We start from the raw sequence: 16,173 nt of genomic DNA, 5'->3' as shown, positions 1-16,173 counted from the left end.
GCCTCCACGCGTGCGTGGAGGCCGTTCCGCGTCCGTCGGCGGGGGCGGGTCCGGCTACGGCTTGAGCACCAGCGTGTCGCTCGTGCTCTCGTCGACGGCCTTCCTCGAGAAGGCCCACGGCAGCAGCTCGCCGTTCGCCCACTTGTCGGTCTGGTCCGTGTAGTGGGCGCTGTAGGCGTGCCCGGAGGCGCCGGTGAGGTTGATCCAGCGGGACTTGTCGAGGTCGCCGAGGTTGACCACCATCCGCATGGACGGCACCCAGATCACCCCGTAGCCGCCGGCCGCGTTCCAGCCGGAGGCGTTGACCGCCGCCTCGCCGCCGCTGAGCTTCCAGGGGCCGCGGTTGAGGGCGTACTTCAGGAAGCCGGGGCCCTCGGTGCCCAGGGTCTGGTTCTTCAGGAACAGGCGGTGCAGGCGGCCCCAGTTCCAGGTGTCGATGTCCTTGCCGAGCTTGGCGGTCAGCTCCCAGCGGGCGTCGGTCATGGCGCGCTTGAACAGGTCGTCGCGGTTGTGGTCGGCGCCCTTGCGGGTGCCGTTGGCCGGCGTCGTCCACCAGTCGCTCTTGGGCTTCTCCATCAGCGTGCGGACCACCTCGAACCAGCGGTCGCCACCGTCCGGCTGCGCCTGGTCGGCGTCGCGCTGGCCGCATTCGCGGACCTTGTTGGTCTCGTCCGCGGGGCCGGTGGTGTTGACCGGGTCGACCCACAGGCACTGGCCCTCGACCCGCAGTTCCTTGGGCAGCTTGTTGCCGAAGGCGAGCTTGAGGATGTTGCGCCAGACCGCGTTGAAGTAGGCGGCGGCGGCCGAGTCGGCGTCCTGGGTGTAGTCCCAGCCCTCCAGCAGCTTCTGCGCCTCGCGGACGTCCTTGTCGGCGATGTCGATTTTCAGCAGCTGGGGCACGAGCAGCTTGGCCATCTCGCTGCTGTTGTCCAGCTGCATCTGGCGCATGTCGTCGGTGGAGATCTTGCCGCCGTCCTTGATCTTCTGCTCGATCAGGGAGGTGATGCGCTGGCTGCGGGCGCCGTAGCCCCAGTCCGTGGTGAGCGTGTACGGGTACTTGTCCGCGTCGACGACGGCCTGGTTGGCGGTCACGATGTAGCCGCGCTCCGGGTCGTACTCGTAGGGCAGCTCGTCCTGGTCGATGTACTCGCCGGTCCAGCGGAACTTCGGGTCCCAGCCGGGCGCCGGGACGGAGCCGTCGTGGCCCTCGGCGCGCACCGGGATCCGGCCCGGCAGGGTGTAGCCGATGTGCTCTTCGTCGGCGTAGACCAGGTTCTGCGAGGGCACGTCGAACAGCGTGGCGGCCTCGCGGAAGTCGTCCCAGTTCTGCGCCCGGTCTATGGCGAAGACGGCGTCCATGGAGGTGCCCGCCTCGAGCGCGGTCCAGCGCAGCGCGACGCCGTACCCGTCGCCGCGGTCGGGGGCGGCGGTCTCGACGGTGGCCTTCTTGCCGGTCTTCACCAGCTCGTCGTCCCGGTCGGAGAGCAGGGGGCCGTTGTTCGTCTCACGGACGACGATCTTCTTGGAGTCGCCGCCGGCGACCTTGATGGTCTCCTCGCGCGTCTCGAAGGGGACCACCTTGCCGTCGTACTGGTAGCCCTCGCCGGTGATCTTCTCCAGGTAGAGGTCGGTGACGTCGGCGCCGGAGTTGGTCAGGCCCCAGGCGATCTCCTGGTTGTGGCCGACGACCACGCCGGGCATGCCCGCGAAGGTGTATCCGGCGACGTCGTACCGGCACTTGTCGGAGACGGTGCGGCAGTGCAGGCCCATCTGGTACCAGACGGAGGGCAGGGACGGCGACAGGTGCGGGTCGTTGGCCAGCAGCGGCTTGCCGGTGATGGTGTGCTTGCCGGAGACGACCCACGAGTTGGAGCCGATGCCGTTGCCGTTCACGCCGACGGCGGTGGGGACGTTGTCCAGGACGTTCTGGAGACCGGCCAGTTGGCCCTCCAGGGCGCTGCCGGATCCGGTACCCGTGCCGGTGCCGGTACCCGTGCCCGTGCCGGTCCCCGTGCCCGTGCCGTCGCTCTCGTCGCCGCCCGACGCACCGCCGCCGTCGAACGTCTCGGTCAGCTCGTCGTACTGGCCCTCCTGGACGATCGCCTTGTTGCGGTCGTACGGGTAGGCCGGGTAGAGGTCGGCGATCTGCTTGGGGCCCAGGCGGCTGGTCATCAGCGCCCGGTCGACCTCGTCCTGCATGTTGCCGCGCAGGTCCCAGGCCATCGCCTTCAGCCAGGCCACCGAGTCGACCGGGGTCCACTCCTGGGGCTTGTAGTCGTTGGTGAAGCCGAGGGCCGCGTACTCCAGGGAGATGTCCGCGCCGTCCTTGCCCTTCAGGTAGGCGTTGACGCCCTTGGAGTACGCCTGGAGGTACTTCTTCGTGGAGTCCGAGAGCTTCTCGTCGTACTCCTTCTTCGCCACCCGGTGCCAGCCCAGCGTGCGCAGGAACTCGTCGTTGTCGATCTGGCTCTTGCCGAACATCTCCGACAGGCGCCCGGCGGTCATGTGCCGGCGGACGTCCATCTCGTAGAACCGGTCCTGCGCCTGGACGTAGCCCTGCGCCATGAACAGGTCCTCCTCGGTGGAGGCGTAGACCTGCGGGATGCCGTACCCGTCGCGCTTGACGTCGACCGGGCCCGACAGGCCGTCCAGCGTGATCGAGCCCTTGGTCTGCGGGAAGGACGCCCGGACCGTGCTGATCGACCAGTACGCCCCGTAGGCGAGGCCGCCGATGAGGGCCAGGACCAGCACGAGGACGAGCAGGCGGCCCTTGCGCCCCTTGCGCCCCTTCTTCCTGCCGGACGTGCCGGCCTGCTGACCCGTGGAGGCGGTGGTGGTGGGGGGCATCGCTGTCCTTGCTGTCCTAACACGAGCGGCAGGGGCGGGCTGTGCTTCGTACGGAGCGCCGTGCGCGGAACGCCGAACGCTGGAGCAACTCTAGGCGCAGGCCCGGCTCCGCCTTGACGCGGAGTCGGGTACAGGGACGCACGGGCGTTCGATCTTGCCAAGCCGAGCGTCAAGAAAGCGTCAAGAGTTAGGTAAGGTAACGAAGTAGTTGCCCGCAGAGCATGGCGGATTCGTGTGCCATGGGGTGGTGCGCCGGTGCACCACCGGTGCACGCCTCGCGCGCCGAGCGGGCGCGCTCGCCCGCGCTGTGATCCATGCGGTGCGCCAGGGAAAGGGAACGGCCGCTGACTGTCCACCACCTCAACCAGCTCCTGCTCGTCTGCTCGCTCGTCCTGCTCATCGCCGTGGCGGCGGTCCGGATCTCCTCGCGCAGCGGGCTCCCCAGCCTGCTCGTCTACCTGGCCATCGGCGTCGCCATGGGCCAGGACGGCATCGGCGACATCAAGTTCGACAACGCCGAACTGGTCCAGGTCATCGGCTACGGGGCCCTGGTCGTGATCCTGGCCGAGGGCGGACTCGGCACGAAGTGGAAGGAGGCGAAACCGGCGCTCCCGGCCGCCTCCGCGCTGGCGCTGGGCGGCGTCGCGGTGAGCGTCGGCGTGACCGCGGCGGGCGCGCACTACCTCACCGGGCTGGAGTGGCGGCAGGCACTGATCGTCGGGGCCGTGGTCTCCTCCACGGACGCCGCGGCCGTCTTCTCCGTGCTGCGCCGGATTCCGCTGCCCAAGCGGATAACGGGCACGCTGGAGGCCGAGTCCGGCTTCAACGACGCCCCGGTGGTCATCCTCGTGGTCGCCTTCTCCACGGCGGGACCGATCGAGCACTGGTACGTACTCCTCGGCGAGATCGCCCTGGAGCTGGCCATCGGCGCGGCCATCGGACTCGCGGTCGGCTGGCTCGGGTCGTGGGGGCTCAAGCACGTGGCGCTGCCCGCCTCCGGCCTCTACCCCATCGCCGTCATGTCGATCGCCATCGCCGCCTACGCGGCCGGTGCGATGGCCCACGGCAGTGGCTTCCTGGCCGTCTACCTCGCCTCGATGGTCATGGGCAACGCGCGGCTGCCGCACTGGCCCGCCACGCGGGGTTTCGCCGACGGACTCGGCTGGCTCGCCCAGATCGGCATGTTCGTCCTGCTCGGTCTGCTGGTCACCCCGCACGAGCTGGGCGACGACATCCTGCCCGCCCTGGTCATCGGGCTGGTGCTCACCATGGTGGCGCGCCCGCTGAGCGTCGTGCTGTGCCTGGTGCCCTTCCGGGTGCCGTGGCAGGAGCAGGCCCTGATGTCCTGGGCCGGGCTGCGCGGCGCGGTGCCCATCATCCTGGCGACGATCCCCATGGTGGAGGGCGTCGCGGGCAGCCACCGCATCTTCAACATCGTCTTCGTGCTGGTCGTCGTCTACACCCTGGTGCAGGGCCCGACGCTGCCGTGGCTGGCCCGCAAGCTGCGCCTGGGCAAGGGCGACGAGGCGGCCGACCTCGGCATCGAGTCGGCGCCCCTGGAACGGCTGCGCGGGCATCTGCTGTCCGTGACGATCCCCGAGGGCTCCAGGATGCACGGGGTCGAGGTCAACGAGCTGCGGCTGCCCACCGGGGCCGCCGTCACGCTGGTCGTCCGCGACGGGACGTCCTTCGTGCCGCTGCCGACCACGGGGCTGCGCCGCGGCGACGAACTCCTGGTGGTCGCCACGGACCCGGTGCGGGACGCCGCCGAGGCGCGGCTGCGCGCGGTCGGCCACGGCGGCAAGCTGGCCGGCTGGCTCGGCACCGGAGGCACCGAGGGCGCCCGAGGCAATCACAGGTGAGCATACGAGAGGTGCTCCCTTTCACAGGCCGCCCCTCCCCCGCCCCCTGTACGATGAAGGCCGCACCTGATCGAACCACCTCTGTCTGAAGCAGAGCTGGCGCGACCGTATGGCGGCCGGATCGCCCCCTCATCCACGCGGGCTCCGGCATCTACCGCAGTCCGCGCGAGTGGACAGCTCTCGGCGCTCCCGCACGACGACCGTCACGCAGCGGGACCGCGCTACCAGGCGGCAGAAAGGCACGGGCCGTGGCATCCACGGTCACCCGTCCGGGATACGGGCAGCTGCTGCGCACCCGCGGCGCCTGGACGTTCCTGCTCCCCGGCTTCGCGGCACGCCAGCCGTTCGCCATGCTGACGCTCTCCATCGTGCTGCTGGTGCAGCACACCACCGGCTCCTACGGCGTCGCGGGCGCCGCCGCGGCCGTCACCGGTGTCTCCATGGCCGTGTTCGCCCCGTACAGCGGCCGGCTCGCCGACCGCTACGGGCAGCGCGCCGTCCTGCTGCCCGGCGTGCTCGTGCACGCGGCGTCCGGGCTGACCCTGACCGTCCTCGCGCTCGCGGACGCGCCCCTGTGGGCGCTGTTCCTGGCGGCGGTACCCACCGGCGCCTCGGTGCCGCAGGTCGGGCCCATGGTGCGGGCCCGCTGGGCCGTGAAGCTCAAGGACTCCCCCCTGATGAGCACGGCGGCCGCCTTCGAGTCCGTCACCGACGAGCTGACCTTCGTCCTCGGCCCCCTGGTGGCGACCGCCCTGTGCACGGCCGTCGACCCGGCCGCGGGCCTGGTCACGGAGGCCGCGCTCACCCTGGTGGGCGGTCTGCTGTTCGCCGCCCGGAAGAGCACCGAGCCGAAGGTCGGCGACGCCGACGGCGGGCACGCGCGCGTGGAGCACGTTTCCGCGCTGCGGGTGCCCGGCGTGCGGGTGCTGATCGTCGCCTTCCTGGGCATCGGTTCCGTCTTCGGCGGCATGCAGGTGTCGCTGGCCGCGTTCACCGAGTCCATCGGCGAGCCCGGTCTCAACGGCGTCCTGTACGGCGTCTTCGCGGCGGGCAACATGATCTCCGGCCTGGCCTGCGGCGCCATCGCCTGGAAGGTGGCCCCGCAGCGGCGCCTCCTGGTCGGCTACGCCGCCCTGGCGCTGACCGCGTCCGGCCTCTGGGCCGCGCACTCGGTGCTCGTACTGGCGGGCCTCGGCCTGCTGGTCGGCATGTGCGTCGCGCCCGCCATCGTCACCGGCTACACCCTGGTCGAGGGCCTGGTCCCGGCGGGCGCCCGCACCGAGGCCTTCACCTGGCTGACCGGCGCCGTCGCACTGGGCCAGGCGGCGGCCGTGACCGTCGCCGGACAGCTGGAGGACCGGGTCCGGGACGGTGCCGGGTTCCTGGTGCCGATGGGCGGCACGGTCCTCGCGCTGGCGGTCCTGGTGGCGCTCCGGTCGCGGCTGGCGACCCGGTCCCACGGCCGCACCGTCGCACGTGGTGTCGGTCACCGCGCGCCCGCCGCAGTGGACTGATCCCGCGGAATAGGTCACTATGGACCGTCGTTAGCACTCATCGAGTGAGAGTGCCAGGAGGAAGACAGTGCCGACGTACCAGTACCAGTGCACCGAGTGCGGCGAGGGCCTCGAGGCGGTGCAGAAGTTCACCGACGACGCCCTCACCGAGTGCCCGAACTGCCAGGGCCGCCTGAAGAAGGTGTTCTCGGCGGTAGGCATCGTCTTCAAGGGCTCCGGCTTCTACCGCAACGACAGCCGCGGCAGCTCGTCGAGCAGCTCGCCGGCGTCGTCGTCCTCGAAGACGGCCTCGGCTTCGTCGTCGTCCTCGGACTCGGGTTCGTCCTCGGCGTCCTCGTCGGGCTCCGGTTCGTCGTCGGGCTCCGGCAGCTCCTCCGCGGGCACCACCGCCGCGTAGCACCCGGCTCCCACCGTCGCGCGGGACCCGGTTCCTTCCCTTCCGCCGCGCGGGACCCACTTCTTACGAGACCCTGTCGTCGCCCGACGACGGGGTCCTCGGCGTTGTGCCGGGCGGTTAGGGTGCGGGCATGGCGAACAAGGTGAAGGCCGAGATCGGCGTGATCGGCGGCTCCGGGTTCTACTCGTTCCTCGACGACGTGACCGAGGTCCGGGTCGACACCCCGTACGGGCCGCCCAGCGACTCCCTCTTCCTCGGCGAGGTCGCCGGCCGGCGGGTCGCCTTCCTCCCCCGGCACGGTCGCGGCCACCATCTGCCGCCGCACCGGATCAACTACCGGGCCAACCTGTGGGCGCTGCGTTCGGTCGGCGCACGCCAGGTCTTCGGCCCGTGTGCGGTCGGCGGCCTGCGCCCCGAGTACGGGCCGGGCACGCTGCTGGTGCCGGACCAGTTCGTCGACCGCACCAAGTCCCGCCCGTCGACCTACTTCGACGGGCTGCCGATGCCCGACGGCACGGTGCCCAACGTGGTGCACGTGTCGCTGGCCGACCCGTACTGCCCCACCGGACGGGCCGCCGCGCTGAAGGCGGCCCGGGGGCGGGAGTGGGAACCGGTGGACGGCGGCACCCTGGTCGTGGTCGAGGGGCCCCGTTTCGGGACCCGCGCGGAGTCGCTGTGGCACCGGGCGCAGGGCTGGTCGGTGGTGGGGATGACCGGCCACCCGGAGGCGGCGCTCGCCCGCGAGCTGGAGCTCTGCTACACCTCGCTGACCCTGGTGACCGACCTCGACGCCGGCGCGGAGAGCGGCGAGGGCGTCTCGCACGAGGAGGTGCTGCGGGTGTTCGCGGCGAACGTGGACCGGCTGCGGGGCGTCCTGTTCGACGCGGTGGCCGCGCTGCCGGCGTCCGGCGAGCGGGACTGCCCGTGCGGGGCGGCGCTGGGCGGGATGGATCCGGGGATCGCGCTGCCGTAGGGGTGCGCAGGCCCGCAGGCCGGGGGAACGCCACGTTCCGGTGAGGGAGTTGTCCACAACCGGTCCGTGGTCCACGGGCTTCGGCGGGACGCGGCGAAAAGCCCCATCGTGGGAGCGCAAGCCGGTCCCTCGTCACAGGTGGTGGTCCCCGTGTTCCGTCCCGCCCTGCCCTTCCCCTCGCCCTCCCCTTCCGCTTCCTCCTTCCCGTTCTCCCTTCCGCCCGGCACCGATGCGCCGCCCACCTGCGAGGTGCCGCAGTTCGCCCCCGTGCGGGTGCGCGGCGGACGTCATCGGCTGCACCGGCTCGTACGGCACCGGCGGCGTGCCCTGGCCGCCGGGCTCGCGGTCACGGCCGCAGCGCTGGTGGCGGCGGGCCCGCATCCGGGGGCCGGCGGGCAGGACGCGCGGCGGGCACGCGGACATCCGGTGGCCGATCCGGTGGGCGAGCGGCCCGCCACCCGGTTCGTGGCGGCACCGGTGCGCATCGCCGACGCGGCCACGGTGCGGCTGCTCAGGCCGGGCGACCGGGTCGACGTCGTGGCGGCCGGGGACGGCGGTGCGGACGACGCCTCGGTGATCGCACGCGGTGCGCGGGTGACTAAGGTGCCGGAGCCCGTGGCGGATCCGGCGGCGGGCGGGGCGCTGGTCGTCGTCTCGGTGCCGCGTGCCACCGCCCACCGGCTGGTCGGCGCGGGTACCACGGAACGGTTGGCGGTGACCCTGTGCTGAGCCAGTCAAGTCCCTCGTTCGAGGGATGGGATTGGACAGGACGGCCCAACGCTGTCGTAGGTTGCGGAGCGTTTGGTTCCTACACCTGTTCAAGCGAGGAGTGCGCCCACCGTGAGCGAGAAGAACGAGCCGAGCGTCTGGCAGGGCTTCAAGGCCTTCCTGATGCGCGGAAACGTCATCGACCTGGCGGTGGCGGTCGTCATCGGCGCCGCCTTCACCAAGATCGTCAACTCGGTGGTGGACGGGGTCATCAACCCCCTGGTCGGGGCGTTCGGCACGCAGAGCCTGGACAGCTACAGCTCCTGCCTGAAGGGCCCGTGCACCGGGACCGGCGACAGCGCCACGGGCGTGCGGATCCTCTGGGGCTCGGTGCTGGGCGCCACCCTCACGTTCCTGATCACGGCGGCCGTCGTGTACTTCCTGATGGTGCTGCCCATGTCGAAGTACCTGGCCCGGCAGGAGGCCCGCCGCAAGGCGAAGGAGAGCGCCGAGGAGGTCATCGAGGTCTCCGAGCTGGAGGTGCTCAAGGAGATCCGCGACGCCCTGATCGCACAGCGCGGTTCGGGGCACGACCGCTCGTAGCGCGGGCGGTCCGGGCCCGGGCGGCTCACAGGTGGTGGGGCGGCTTCTCGTCGAGGAAGCGCTTCAGGTCGGCCGCGCTGTCGCCCTCGGGCCGCTCGCCCCAGCCGCGGTCGGTGTCGTCCGAGCTCTGCTGGTCCAGCGGGTCGTCGAAGACCAGCGCGGGCCGGGGGGCGCCGGGCTCCGGTTCGGGGGTGGTACTCATGCGTCCAGGGTACGGCTCGCCCCGTGGACGCCGTTCCCCGCGCCCCCGTCCACCGCGGCGGACGGGGGGTCGCGCAAGCACGTCCGCACCGTCTCTGCTGTGCTGGGAGCCATGATGTCCAGTTCCCCCTCCGCGAGCGCGCCCGCCGGGCCGCCGCCCGACGGCCACCCTCCGGTGCGCCGCCTGAAGGCCCGCCACCGGCACGAGTCGCACCGCGCCGCCACGCCGCTGGAGCTCTTCTTCGACCTGTGCTTCGTCGTCGCCATCGCCCAGGCGGGCGTCCAGCTGGTGCACGCCGTCGCGGAGGGCCATGCCGGCGAGGGCGTCCTCAACTACGCGATGGTCTTCTTCGCCATCTGGTGGGCGTGGATGAACTTCACCTGGTTCGCCTCCGCGTACGACAACGACGACGTCCTCTACCGGGTGGTCACGCTGGTCCAGATCGCCGGGGTGCTGGTCCTGGCGGCCGGGGTCTCCCGGGCCTTCGAGGACCACGACTGGGTGGCCGTCGTCATCGGTTACCTGATCATGCGGGTCGCCATGGCGGCGCAGTGGCTCAGGGCGGGCCGGTCGGCCGCGCCGCCGGAGAGCACCATGGCCCGGAGCTACTCGGTCGGCGTGCTGCTGTGCCAGATCGGCTGGCTGGGGATCCTGTTCCTGCCGGAGGACGACCGCGGCTGGCTGTTCCTGGTGATGGTGGTGCTGGAGCTGTGCGTTCCGGCGTACGCCGAGCGCAAGCACCCGTCGTCCTGGCACCCGCACCACATCGCCGAGCGGTACGGGCTGCTCACGATCATCGTGCTCGGCGAGACCATCGCCGCGGCCACGGTCGCGGTGAAGTCGGGCATCGAGGAGAACGACGCGCTGGGCGAGGTCCTCCCGATCGCGGCCGGCGGACTGCTGATCGTCTTCGCGGCCTGGTGGATCTACTTCGTGGTGCCCGTGCACAGTTATCTGAGGTCCAGCAGACAGTCCTTCCTGTGGGGTTACGGCCACTACCTGGTGTTCGCATCGGCGGCGGCGATCGGCGCAGGACTGGAGGTGACGGTGGAGCAGGCCGTGGGCAAGGCGCACATCTCCGCGGTGGCCGCGGCCGCGGCGGTGACCGTGCCGACGGCGGTGTTCCTGCTCACGGTGTGGGCGCTGCACGCGCGGCACTTCAAGGTGGGCGTCGCCGAGCAGCTCGTGCTGCCGACGGCCGCGCTCCTGGTGCTCGGCTGCACCTTCCTCGGCGCCGAGGCGGTGCTCGTGGCGGGGATCGTCCTGGCCCTGACCGTGGCGGCCGGGGTGGCGCTGACCGCGCGGCGCACCGAGCGGGAGCGGCGCGCGGCGGCACCGGCCGCCTGAAGCACGGCCGCCTCCCGCCCGTCGCCTCCGGCCGCCTCCCGTCGTCTCCAGCCGCCTCCCGCCGCCTCTCGCCGCTTCCAACCGCCTCCCGCCGCTTCCCGCCGCTTCCCGCGCCGTCGCGGGTGGCTGGTCGAGACTGGCCGCATGACAGTTGACGCATTGACGGACGTCGCCGGTCTGCTGGTGGGGCACGCGACCCGCACCGGGGACGGGTGGCTCACGGGGACGACGGTGGTGCTCGCGCCGGAGGGCGGAGCGGTCGCCGGTGTGGACGTGCGCGGCGGCGGCCCCGGCACCAAGGAGACCGACGCCCTCGATCCGCGCAACCTGGTGCAGAAGGTGCAGGCGGTGGTGCTGACCGGTGGCAGCGCCTACGGACTGGACGCGGCCTCGGGCGTGATGGCCTGGCTGGAGGAGCGCGGGCGCGGCGTGCGGGTGGGGCCCGCTCCGGCCCACGTGGTGCCGGTGGTGCCCGCGGCCTGCGTCTTCGACCTGGGCCGCGGGGGCGACTTCCGGGCCAGGCCGGACGCGGCCACCGGGTACGCGGCGGTGGCGGCGGCGCACGCGAGCGCGCCGGGCGCCGCGGTGGCCGAGGGGTGTGTCGGGGCGGGCACGGGTGCCGTGGTCGGCACGCTGAAGGGCGGGGTGGGCACCGCGAGCACCGTGCTGGACTCGGGGATCACGGTGGCGGCGCTGGTGGTGGCCAACGCGGCGGGATCGGTGACGGATCCGGAAACCGGGGCGCTGTACGGGGAGTTGTTCCGCGGCGGACGTGTCGAGTACCCGGCGCCGGAGGTCCACGAGGCCGCGGGGCGGCGGCTTGCCGAGGCCGCGGCGAGGAACGCGCCGCCGCCGCTGAACACCACGCTCGCCGTGGTCGCCACCGATGCCGACCTGACCAAGGCGCAGGCGCAGAAGCTGGCCGGCACCGCGCACGACGGGATCGCGCGTGCGGTGCGGCCCGTGCATCTGCTCAGCGACGGGGACACGGTGTTCGCCCTGGCGACCGGGGCTCGTCCGCTCGACGCCGGGCAGCCGCTCGCGCTGAACGAGGTGCTGGCGGCGGGCGCGGACGTGGTGACGCGGGCGATCGTGCGCGCGGTCCGGGCCGCCGAGCCGGTGGACGGCCCGGGCGGGGCGTGGCCGTCGTACGACGGGCTGTACGGCGGGATGTAGGGCGGGATGTAGGGCGGGCTGCAGGGCGGACCGGAGGGCCGGGAGGACTGAACCGGCCGTCGCCCCCGGCCGGTTGACCCGTCCGTGTTGCGATTGTCCGGGTTTTGTCACGTGACGGCGTTTCCGGCGACCGGCGGGAACCCCACGGGCCGCCGGGCGCCTCTACCCGGCTGAAGCGGACATCGCACAACACCCGAACCTGGAGCAGCCCGTGACAACGCCGGACATAGCCAAGCGGCGCGTACTGGGGGCCTGTGCCGCCCTGGTGGTCGGCGCCCTCACCCTCACCGCCTGCGGCGGGAGCGCCAGCGCCGACGACAAGCAGGACGGCAAGGGCGGCGCCGGGTCCGCCGACACCTCGGTCGCCAAGCTCGTGATCTCGGCGAAGGACGGGTCGACCGGCGCCTCGATCAACTCGACCGGGGTGAAGGTAAGCGACGGCAAGCTCACCGACGTGAAGATGACCGTGGCCGAGAGCGGTGCCGCCGTACCGGGCGCGGTGTCCGGCGACGGCGGCAGCTGGAAGCCGAAGGAGCAGCTGGAGCGGGGCACGAAGTACCGGATCACGGCGCGGGCGAAGGACGCCGACGGCCGCCCGGCCGCCGCCGACTCGGTCTTCACGACCGTCTCCTCGGACAACAGCTTCGTCGGCACGTACACCCCGGACGGCGGCAGCACGGTCGGGGTGGGGATGCCGGTGTCGTTCACGTTCGACAAGGCGATCACCGACCGGAAGAGCGTGCAGTCGCACATCTCGGTCACCTCCAGCAGCGGGCAGGAGGTGGTCGGGCACTGGTTCGACGGGCAGCGGCTCGACTTCCGGCCCGAGGAGTACTGGAAGGCCGGTTCCAAGGTCACGATGAAGATCGACCTGGACGGGGTGGAGGGCGCGAACGGCCTCTACGGCGTGCAGAAGAAGACCGTGACCTTCACCGTGGGCCGCGCGCAGGTCTCCACGGTGGACGCGAACACGCAGACCATGACGGTGGTGCGCGACGGCAAGACCCTCAAGTCGGTCCCGATCTCGGCGGGCAGCGCCGCGAACCCGACGTACAACGGGCAGATGGTGATCTCGGAGAAGTCCGAGCAGACGCGCATGAACGGGTCGACGGTCGGGTTCGGCGGCGAGTACGACATCCCGGACGTGCCGCACGCGATGCGGCTGAGCCAGTCGGGCACCTTCATCCACGGCAACTACTGGTACAACCGCGGCAACCCGCCCTTCGGCGCCCAGGGCACCAGCCACGGCTGCGTCGGACTGGCGGACGCGCAGGGCGCGCAGGGCGACACCCCGGGCAAGTGGTTCTACGACAACTCGCTCGTCGGGGACGTCGTCGTCGTCAAGAACTCCCCGGACGACACGGTCGCGCCGGACAACGGACTCAACGGCTGGAACATGCCCTGGAGCGAGTGGACCGCCCAAAGCGCGGCCTGATCGGCTTGTGACCAGGGTTTTTTGACGGTTCGTCGGGCCGCGCGGAAACTTTTCGCGCGGCCCCCGCGTTTTTCGTGCGTACGTTTTCTCGGTTCCCGGACATGATGTCCGACCGAGGGGCTACGGTATGCACCCACAAGGTGACATGCAGCAACGCCGGGAGAAACCTTGAGCGTTCCGTACGAGACGGCAGCGTACGAACCACCCGAGTCGCCCGAGTCTCCGGAGGAGCACCTCATGCGGCTGCTCGGACGCGCCCTGAACTCGTTCGAGCTGCCCGACGAGACGATACGGCGGCTGGACTGCGCGCTGGCGCACGACGGTTCGCTGCACTCCGCGCACCACAGCGCCGGACTGCACCGCGAGACGTACCGGCACACCTGGCTGCTCGCCGACGGTTCGGCGCTCACGCTGTGGGAGCTGGTCCACAACACCGCCCCGGGCAGCGAGCCGCAGCACGAGGTCTACCTGGACGAGGAGGAGCTGCGCGCCGCGGGTTCCCGGCTGGCCCTGCCGCCCGAGGCCCCGGACTTCGAACTGCCGGTGCAGGTGCAGTTGTCGCCGGTCCCGGCCCCGCGCCACGCCTACGTCCCCGACGCCTCCGCGGACCACGCCCGCAGGCTGCTGCGCCGCGCGGAGAACGCGGACCGTCCGGACGCCGACCTCGCCGCCCGGCTGTCGACGGCGTGCGGGCACCAGATCACCCAGGCATTCGGCGGTCCCGGCCGCGCGGGCCGGGCCCGGGTCGGCTTCTCGCTCTACGAGCACGCGTTCCTGCTGCGCGACGGCGTGGAGGTCTCCCTGTGGGAGGTCGAGCACACGGCCACCCCGGACGGGCGGCACATGTGCGAGGTCTACGACAGCGAGGACACGGCCCGCCGGGCGATGGAGCGGCGCGCGGCCCAGGTCTCCCCGTAGCGCGCCCCGCTCCGCCGGCCCGTCGAGTCCTGCCCTACGCGGCCACCGCCTGCTTCGCGCCCGGCGTCGGGGACGACGGGTCCGCGCCCCCGCCGGGTCCCTGGGCCGAGGTGCCCGGCACCGGCTTGCGCAGCCCCTTGAGGACGATCACCAGGGCGGTGGTGACACACACCCCGGCCGCGACGGCGACCAGGTAGAGCAGCGGGTTGCCGATCAGCGGGACCACGAAGATGCCGCCGTGCGGGGCGCGCAGCGTCGCACCGAAGGCCATCGACAGGGCGCCGGTGACCGCGCCGCCCACCATCGAGGACGGGATGACGCGCAGCGGGTCGGCCGCGGCGAACGGGATCGCGCCCTCGGAGATGAAGGAGGCGCCCAGCACCCAGGCGGCCTTGCCGTTCTCGCGCTCGGCGGCGTTGAAGAGCCGGCCGCGCACGGTGGTGGCCAGGGCCATCGCCAGCGGCGGGACCATGCCGGCCGCCATCACCGCCGCCATGATCTTCATCGCCGAGTCGCTGGGGCTCGCCACCGCGATGCCCGCGGTGGCGAAGGTGTAGGCGACCTTGTTGACCGGGCCGCCGAGGTCGAAGCACATCATCAGGCCGAGCAGCGCGCCGAGCAGGACCGCGTTGGCGCCGGACAGGCCGTTGAGCCAGTCGGTCATCGCCGACTGCGCGGACGCGATGGGCTTGCCGATCACGACGAACATCAGGAACCCGACGACCGCCGCCGAGACCAGCGGGATCACCACCACCGGCATGATGCCGCGCAGCGCCTTCGGTATCGGCACCCGCTGGATCGCCAGCACCACCGCACCGGAGATCAGTCCTGCCGCCAGACCGCCGAGGAAGCCGGCGTTGATGGTCAGCGCGATCGAGCCGCCGACGAAGCCGGGGACCAGGCCCGGCCGGTCGGCCATGCCGTAGGCGATGTAGCCGGCCAGCACCGGGACCAGGAAGGCGAAGGCCACGCCGCCGATCTGGAAGAGCAGCGCCGCCCAGCTGTCCGCCTGGGTCCACACGAAGTGGTCCATCACGGAGGGCGCCTTGTTGATCTCGTAGCCGCCGATCGCGAAGCCCAGGGCGATCAGCAGACCGCCCGCGGCGACGAACGGGACCATGTAGCTGACGCCGGACATCAGCCACTTGCGGAGCTTGGTGCCGTAGCCCTCGCCGGACTCGCCGCCGCGCTCGACGGGGGTCGCGCCCGGGGAGGCGGAGGTGACCTCGCCGCGGGCCGCCTTGGCGCGGACCTCGCCGATCAGCTCGCCCGGCCGGTTGATGGCGGCCTTGACGCCGGTGTCGACGGTGGGCTTCCCGGCGAAGCGGTCCTTCTCGCGCACGGCGACGTCATGGGCGAGGATCACGCCGTCCGCCGCCGCGATCACCGCCGGGTCGAGCCGGGTGAAGCCGGCCGAGCCCTGCGTCTCGACGACGACCTCGACGCCCTCCTCGCGGCCCGCGTTCTCCAGCGACTCGGCCGCCATGTAGGTGTGCGCGATGCCGGTGGGGCAGGAGGTGACGGCGACGATGCGGAAGGGGCGCCCGGGCCGGCCGGAATCCGCACCGGTGCTGCCCGGGGCGGCCTCGGCGGAGGCCGCCGCCGAGACCACCCCGGTGTCCTCGGTCTCCTCGGTCTCCTCGGGAGCGTCCTCGGCCGGGGCCGGCTCCTCCCCGCGGATGAGCGCGGCGGCGGCCGCCGCGTCGCCCACCGAGCGCAGCGCGGCGGTGAACCCGGCGTTCATCAGCTGCCGGGCCAGCGAGGAGAGGATCGTCAGGTGGGCGTCGTCGGCGCCCGCCGGAGCGGCGATGAGGAAGATCAGGTCGGCCGGTCCGTCCGCCGCCCCGAAGTCGACGCCTGCCGTGCTGCGTCCGAACGCGAGCGTCGGCTCGGTGACGTGCTCGCTGCGGCAGTGCGGGATGCCGATCCCGCCGTCGAGGCCGGTCGGCATCTGCGCCTCACGGGCGGCCACGTCGGCGAGGAAGCCCTCCAGGTCGGTCACCCGGCCCAGGGCCACCATCCGCTCCGCGAGGGCGCGCGTCGCCGCCTGCTTGGTGTCGGCGGACAGGTCGAGGTCGACCAGATCCGCGGTGATCATGTCGCTCATCGCGGGCTCCTTAGCTCGCGTATCGCCCGGAACGTGGGGTGAGGGGCGGGGGCGGGGAGGGGGACGGGGGCACAGCGGTGGGGG

The 16,173-nt window shown here is 72.2% G+C and carries 13 protein-coding genes; 10 read left to right on the top strand and 3 right to left on the bottom strand.

Features of this window, described 5'->3' with window-relative positions:
• Positions 1-54: 54 nt before the first annotated feature.
• Positions 55-2,847 (bottom strand): penicillin acylase family protein, encoded by a 2,793-nt coding sequence (locus tag Sru02f_RS02785; RefSeq protein WP_109034781.1) that lies wholly within the window; start codon positions 2,845-2,847, stop codon positions 55-57.
• Between the two features lie 314 nt (positions 2,848-3,161).
• Between Sru02f_RS02785 and Sru02f_RS02780 the strand changes: the two genes are divergently transcribed.
• From Sru02f_RS02780 to mscL, 6 genes are all read left to right on the top strand, one after another.
• Entirely contained in the window at positions 3,162-4,709 is a 1,548-nt protein-coding gene (locus tag Sru02f_RS02780) for a potassium/proton antiporter (protein ID WP_109034783.1), read from the top strand.
• Between the two features lie 248 nt (positions 4,710-4,957).
• Positions 4,958-6,223, top strand: a complete 1,266-nt coding sequence (locus Sru02f_RS02775; RefSeq protein ID WP_109034785.1) for an MFS transporter — start codon at positions 4,958-4,960, stop codon at positions 6,221-6,223.
• A gap of 67 nt (positions 6,224-6,290) precedes the next feature.
• Positions 6,291-6,620, top strand: coding sequence for an FmdB family zinc ribbon protein (locus Sru02f_RS02770; RefSeq protein WP_109034787.1), 330 nt, complete (start codon positions 6,291-6,293; stop codon positions 6,618-6,620).
• A 130-nt stretch (positions 6,621-6,750) separates the two neighbouring features.
• Positions 6,751-7,593 carry an S-methyl-5'-thioadenosine phosphorylase gene (locus tag Sru02f_RS02765; protein WP_109034789.1) on the top strand — a complete coding sequence of 281 codons (843 nt, stop codon included), beginning with the start codon at positions 6,751-6,753 and terminating at the stop codon, positions 7,591-7,593.
• 249 nt (positions 7,594-7,842) lie between these two features.
• The gene (locus Sru02f_RS02760; protein ID WP_109035020.1) at positions 7,843-8,322 is read left to right on the top strand and encodes a hypothetical protein; all 480 of its coding nucleotides are present in this window, start codon (positions 7,843-7,845) and stop codon (positions 8,320-8,322) included.
• A 111-nt stretch (positions 8,323-8,433) separates the two neighbouring features.
• A complete protein-coding gene (gene mscL / locus Sru02f_RS02755) occupies positions 8,434-8,904 on the top strand; it encodes a large conductance mechanosensitive channel protein MscL (RefSeq protein WP_109034791.1) in 471 nt (156 codons plus the stop codon).
• A 25-nt stretch (positions 8,905-8,929) separates the two neighbouring features.
• On the opposite strand, the gene Sru02f_RS02750 is transcribed toward mscL, so the two are convergent.
• Positions 8,930-9,106: a hypothetical protein gene (locus Sru02f_RS02750; RefSeq protein WP_109034793.1), complete on the bottom strand. Its 177-nt coding sequence runs from the start codon at positions 9,104-9,106 to the stop codon at positions 8,930-8,932.
• A gap of 114 nt (positions 9,107-9,220) precedes the next feature.
• Between Sru02f_RS02750 and Sru02f_RS02745 the strand changes: the two genes are divergently transcribed.
• From Sru02f_RS02745 to Sru02f_RS02730, 4 genes are all read left to right on the top strand, one after another.
• Entirely contained in the window at positions 9,221-10,453 is a 1,233-nt protein-coding gene (locus Sru02f_RS02745) for a low temperature requirement protein A (RefSeq protein ID WP_109035022.1), read from the top strand.
• 144 nt (positions 10,454-10,597) lie between these two features.
• On the top strand, positions 10,598-11,629 hold the full coding sequence (locus Sru02f_RS02740; protein ID WP_109034795.1) for a P1 family peptidase: 1,032 nt from the start codon (positions 10,598-10,600) through the stop codon (positions 11,627-11,629).
• Positions 11,630-11,840: 211 nt separating this feature from the next.
• Complete coding sequence (locus Sru02f_RS02735; RefSeq protein WP_109034797.1) at positions 11,841-13,064, top strand: L,D-transpeptidase; 1,224 nt, start codon at positions 11,841-11,843, stop codon at positions 13,062-13,064.
• Positions 13,065-13,232: 168 nt separating this feature from the next.
• Positions 13,233-13,982, top strand: a complete 750-nt coding sequence (locus tag Sru02f_RS02730; RefSeq protein ID WP_164279598.1) for a DUF6227 family protein — start codon at positions 13,233-13,235, stop codon at positions 13,980-13,982.
• 34 nt (positions 13,983-14,016) lie between these two features.
• On the opposite strand, the gene Sru02f_RS02725 is transcribed toward Sru02f_RS02730, so the two are convergent.
• Entirely contained in the window at positions 14,017-16,089 is a 2,073-nt protein-coding gene (locus Sru02f_RS02725) for a PTS fructose transporter subunit IIABC (RefSeq protein WP_109034801.1), read from the bottom strand.
• Positions 16,090-16,173: the final 84 nt, after the last annotated feature.

This window comes from Streptomyces rubrogriseus, from assembly GCF_027947575.1.
Lineage (GTDB): Bacteria > Actinomycetota > Actinomycetes > Streptomycetales > Streptomycetaceae > Streptomyces > Streptomyces rubrogriseus.
Note: the sequence above shows the minus strand (reverse complement) of the source record. Positions and strands in the feature narration are given on the sequence as shown.

Bases quoted from the DNA above. Each gene is read 5' to 3' on its own strand.
- Sru02f_RS02785 (WP_109034781.1), bottom strand. From the start codon at position 2,847: ATGCCCCCCACCACCACCGCCTCCACGGGTCAGCAGGCCGGCACGTCC.
- Sru02f_RS02780 (WP_109034783.1), top strand. From the start codon at position 3,162: ATGCGGTGCGCCAGGGAAAGGGAACGGCCGCTGACTGTCCACCACCTC.
- Sru02f_RS02765 (WP_109034789.1), top strand. From the start codon at position 6,751: ATGGCGAACAAGGTGAAGGCCGAGATCGGCGTGATCGGCGGCTCCGGG.
- Sru02f_RS02750 (WP_109034793.1), bottom strand. From the start codon at position 9,106: ATGAGTACCACCCCCGAACCGGAGCCCGGCGCCCCCCGGCCCGCGCTG.
- Sru02f_RS02745 (WP_109035022.1), top strand. From the start codon at position 9,221: ATGTCCAGTTCCCCCTCCGCGAGCGCGCCCGCCGGGCCGCCGCCCGAC.
- Sru02f_RS02740 (WP_109034795.1), top strand. From the start codon at position 10,598: ATGACAGTTGACGCATTGACGGACGTCGCCGGTCTGCTGGTGGGGCAC.
- Sru02f_RS02725 (WP_109034801.1), bottom strand. From the start codon at position 16,089: ATGAGCGACATGATCACCGCGGATCTGGTCGACCTCGACCTGTCCGCC.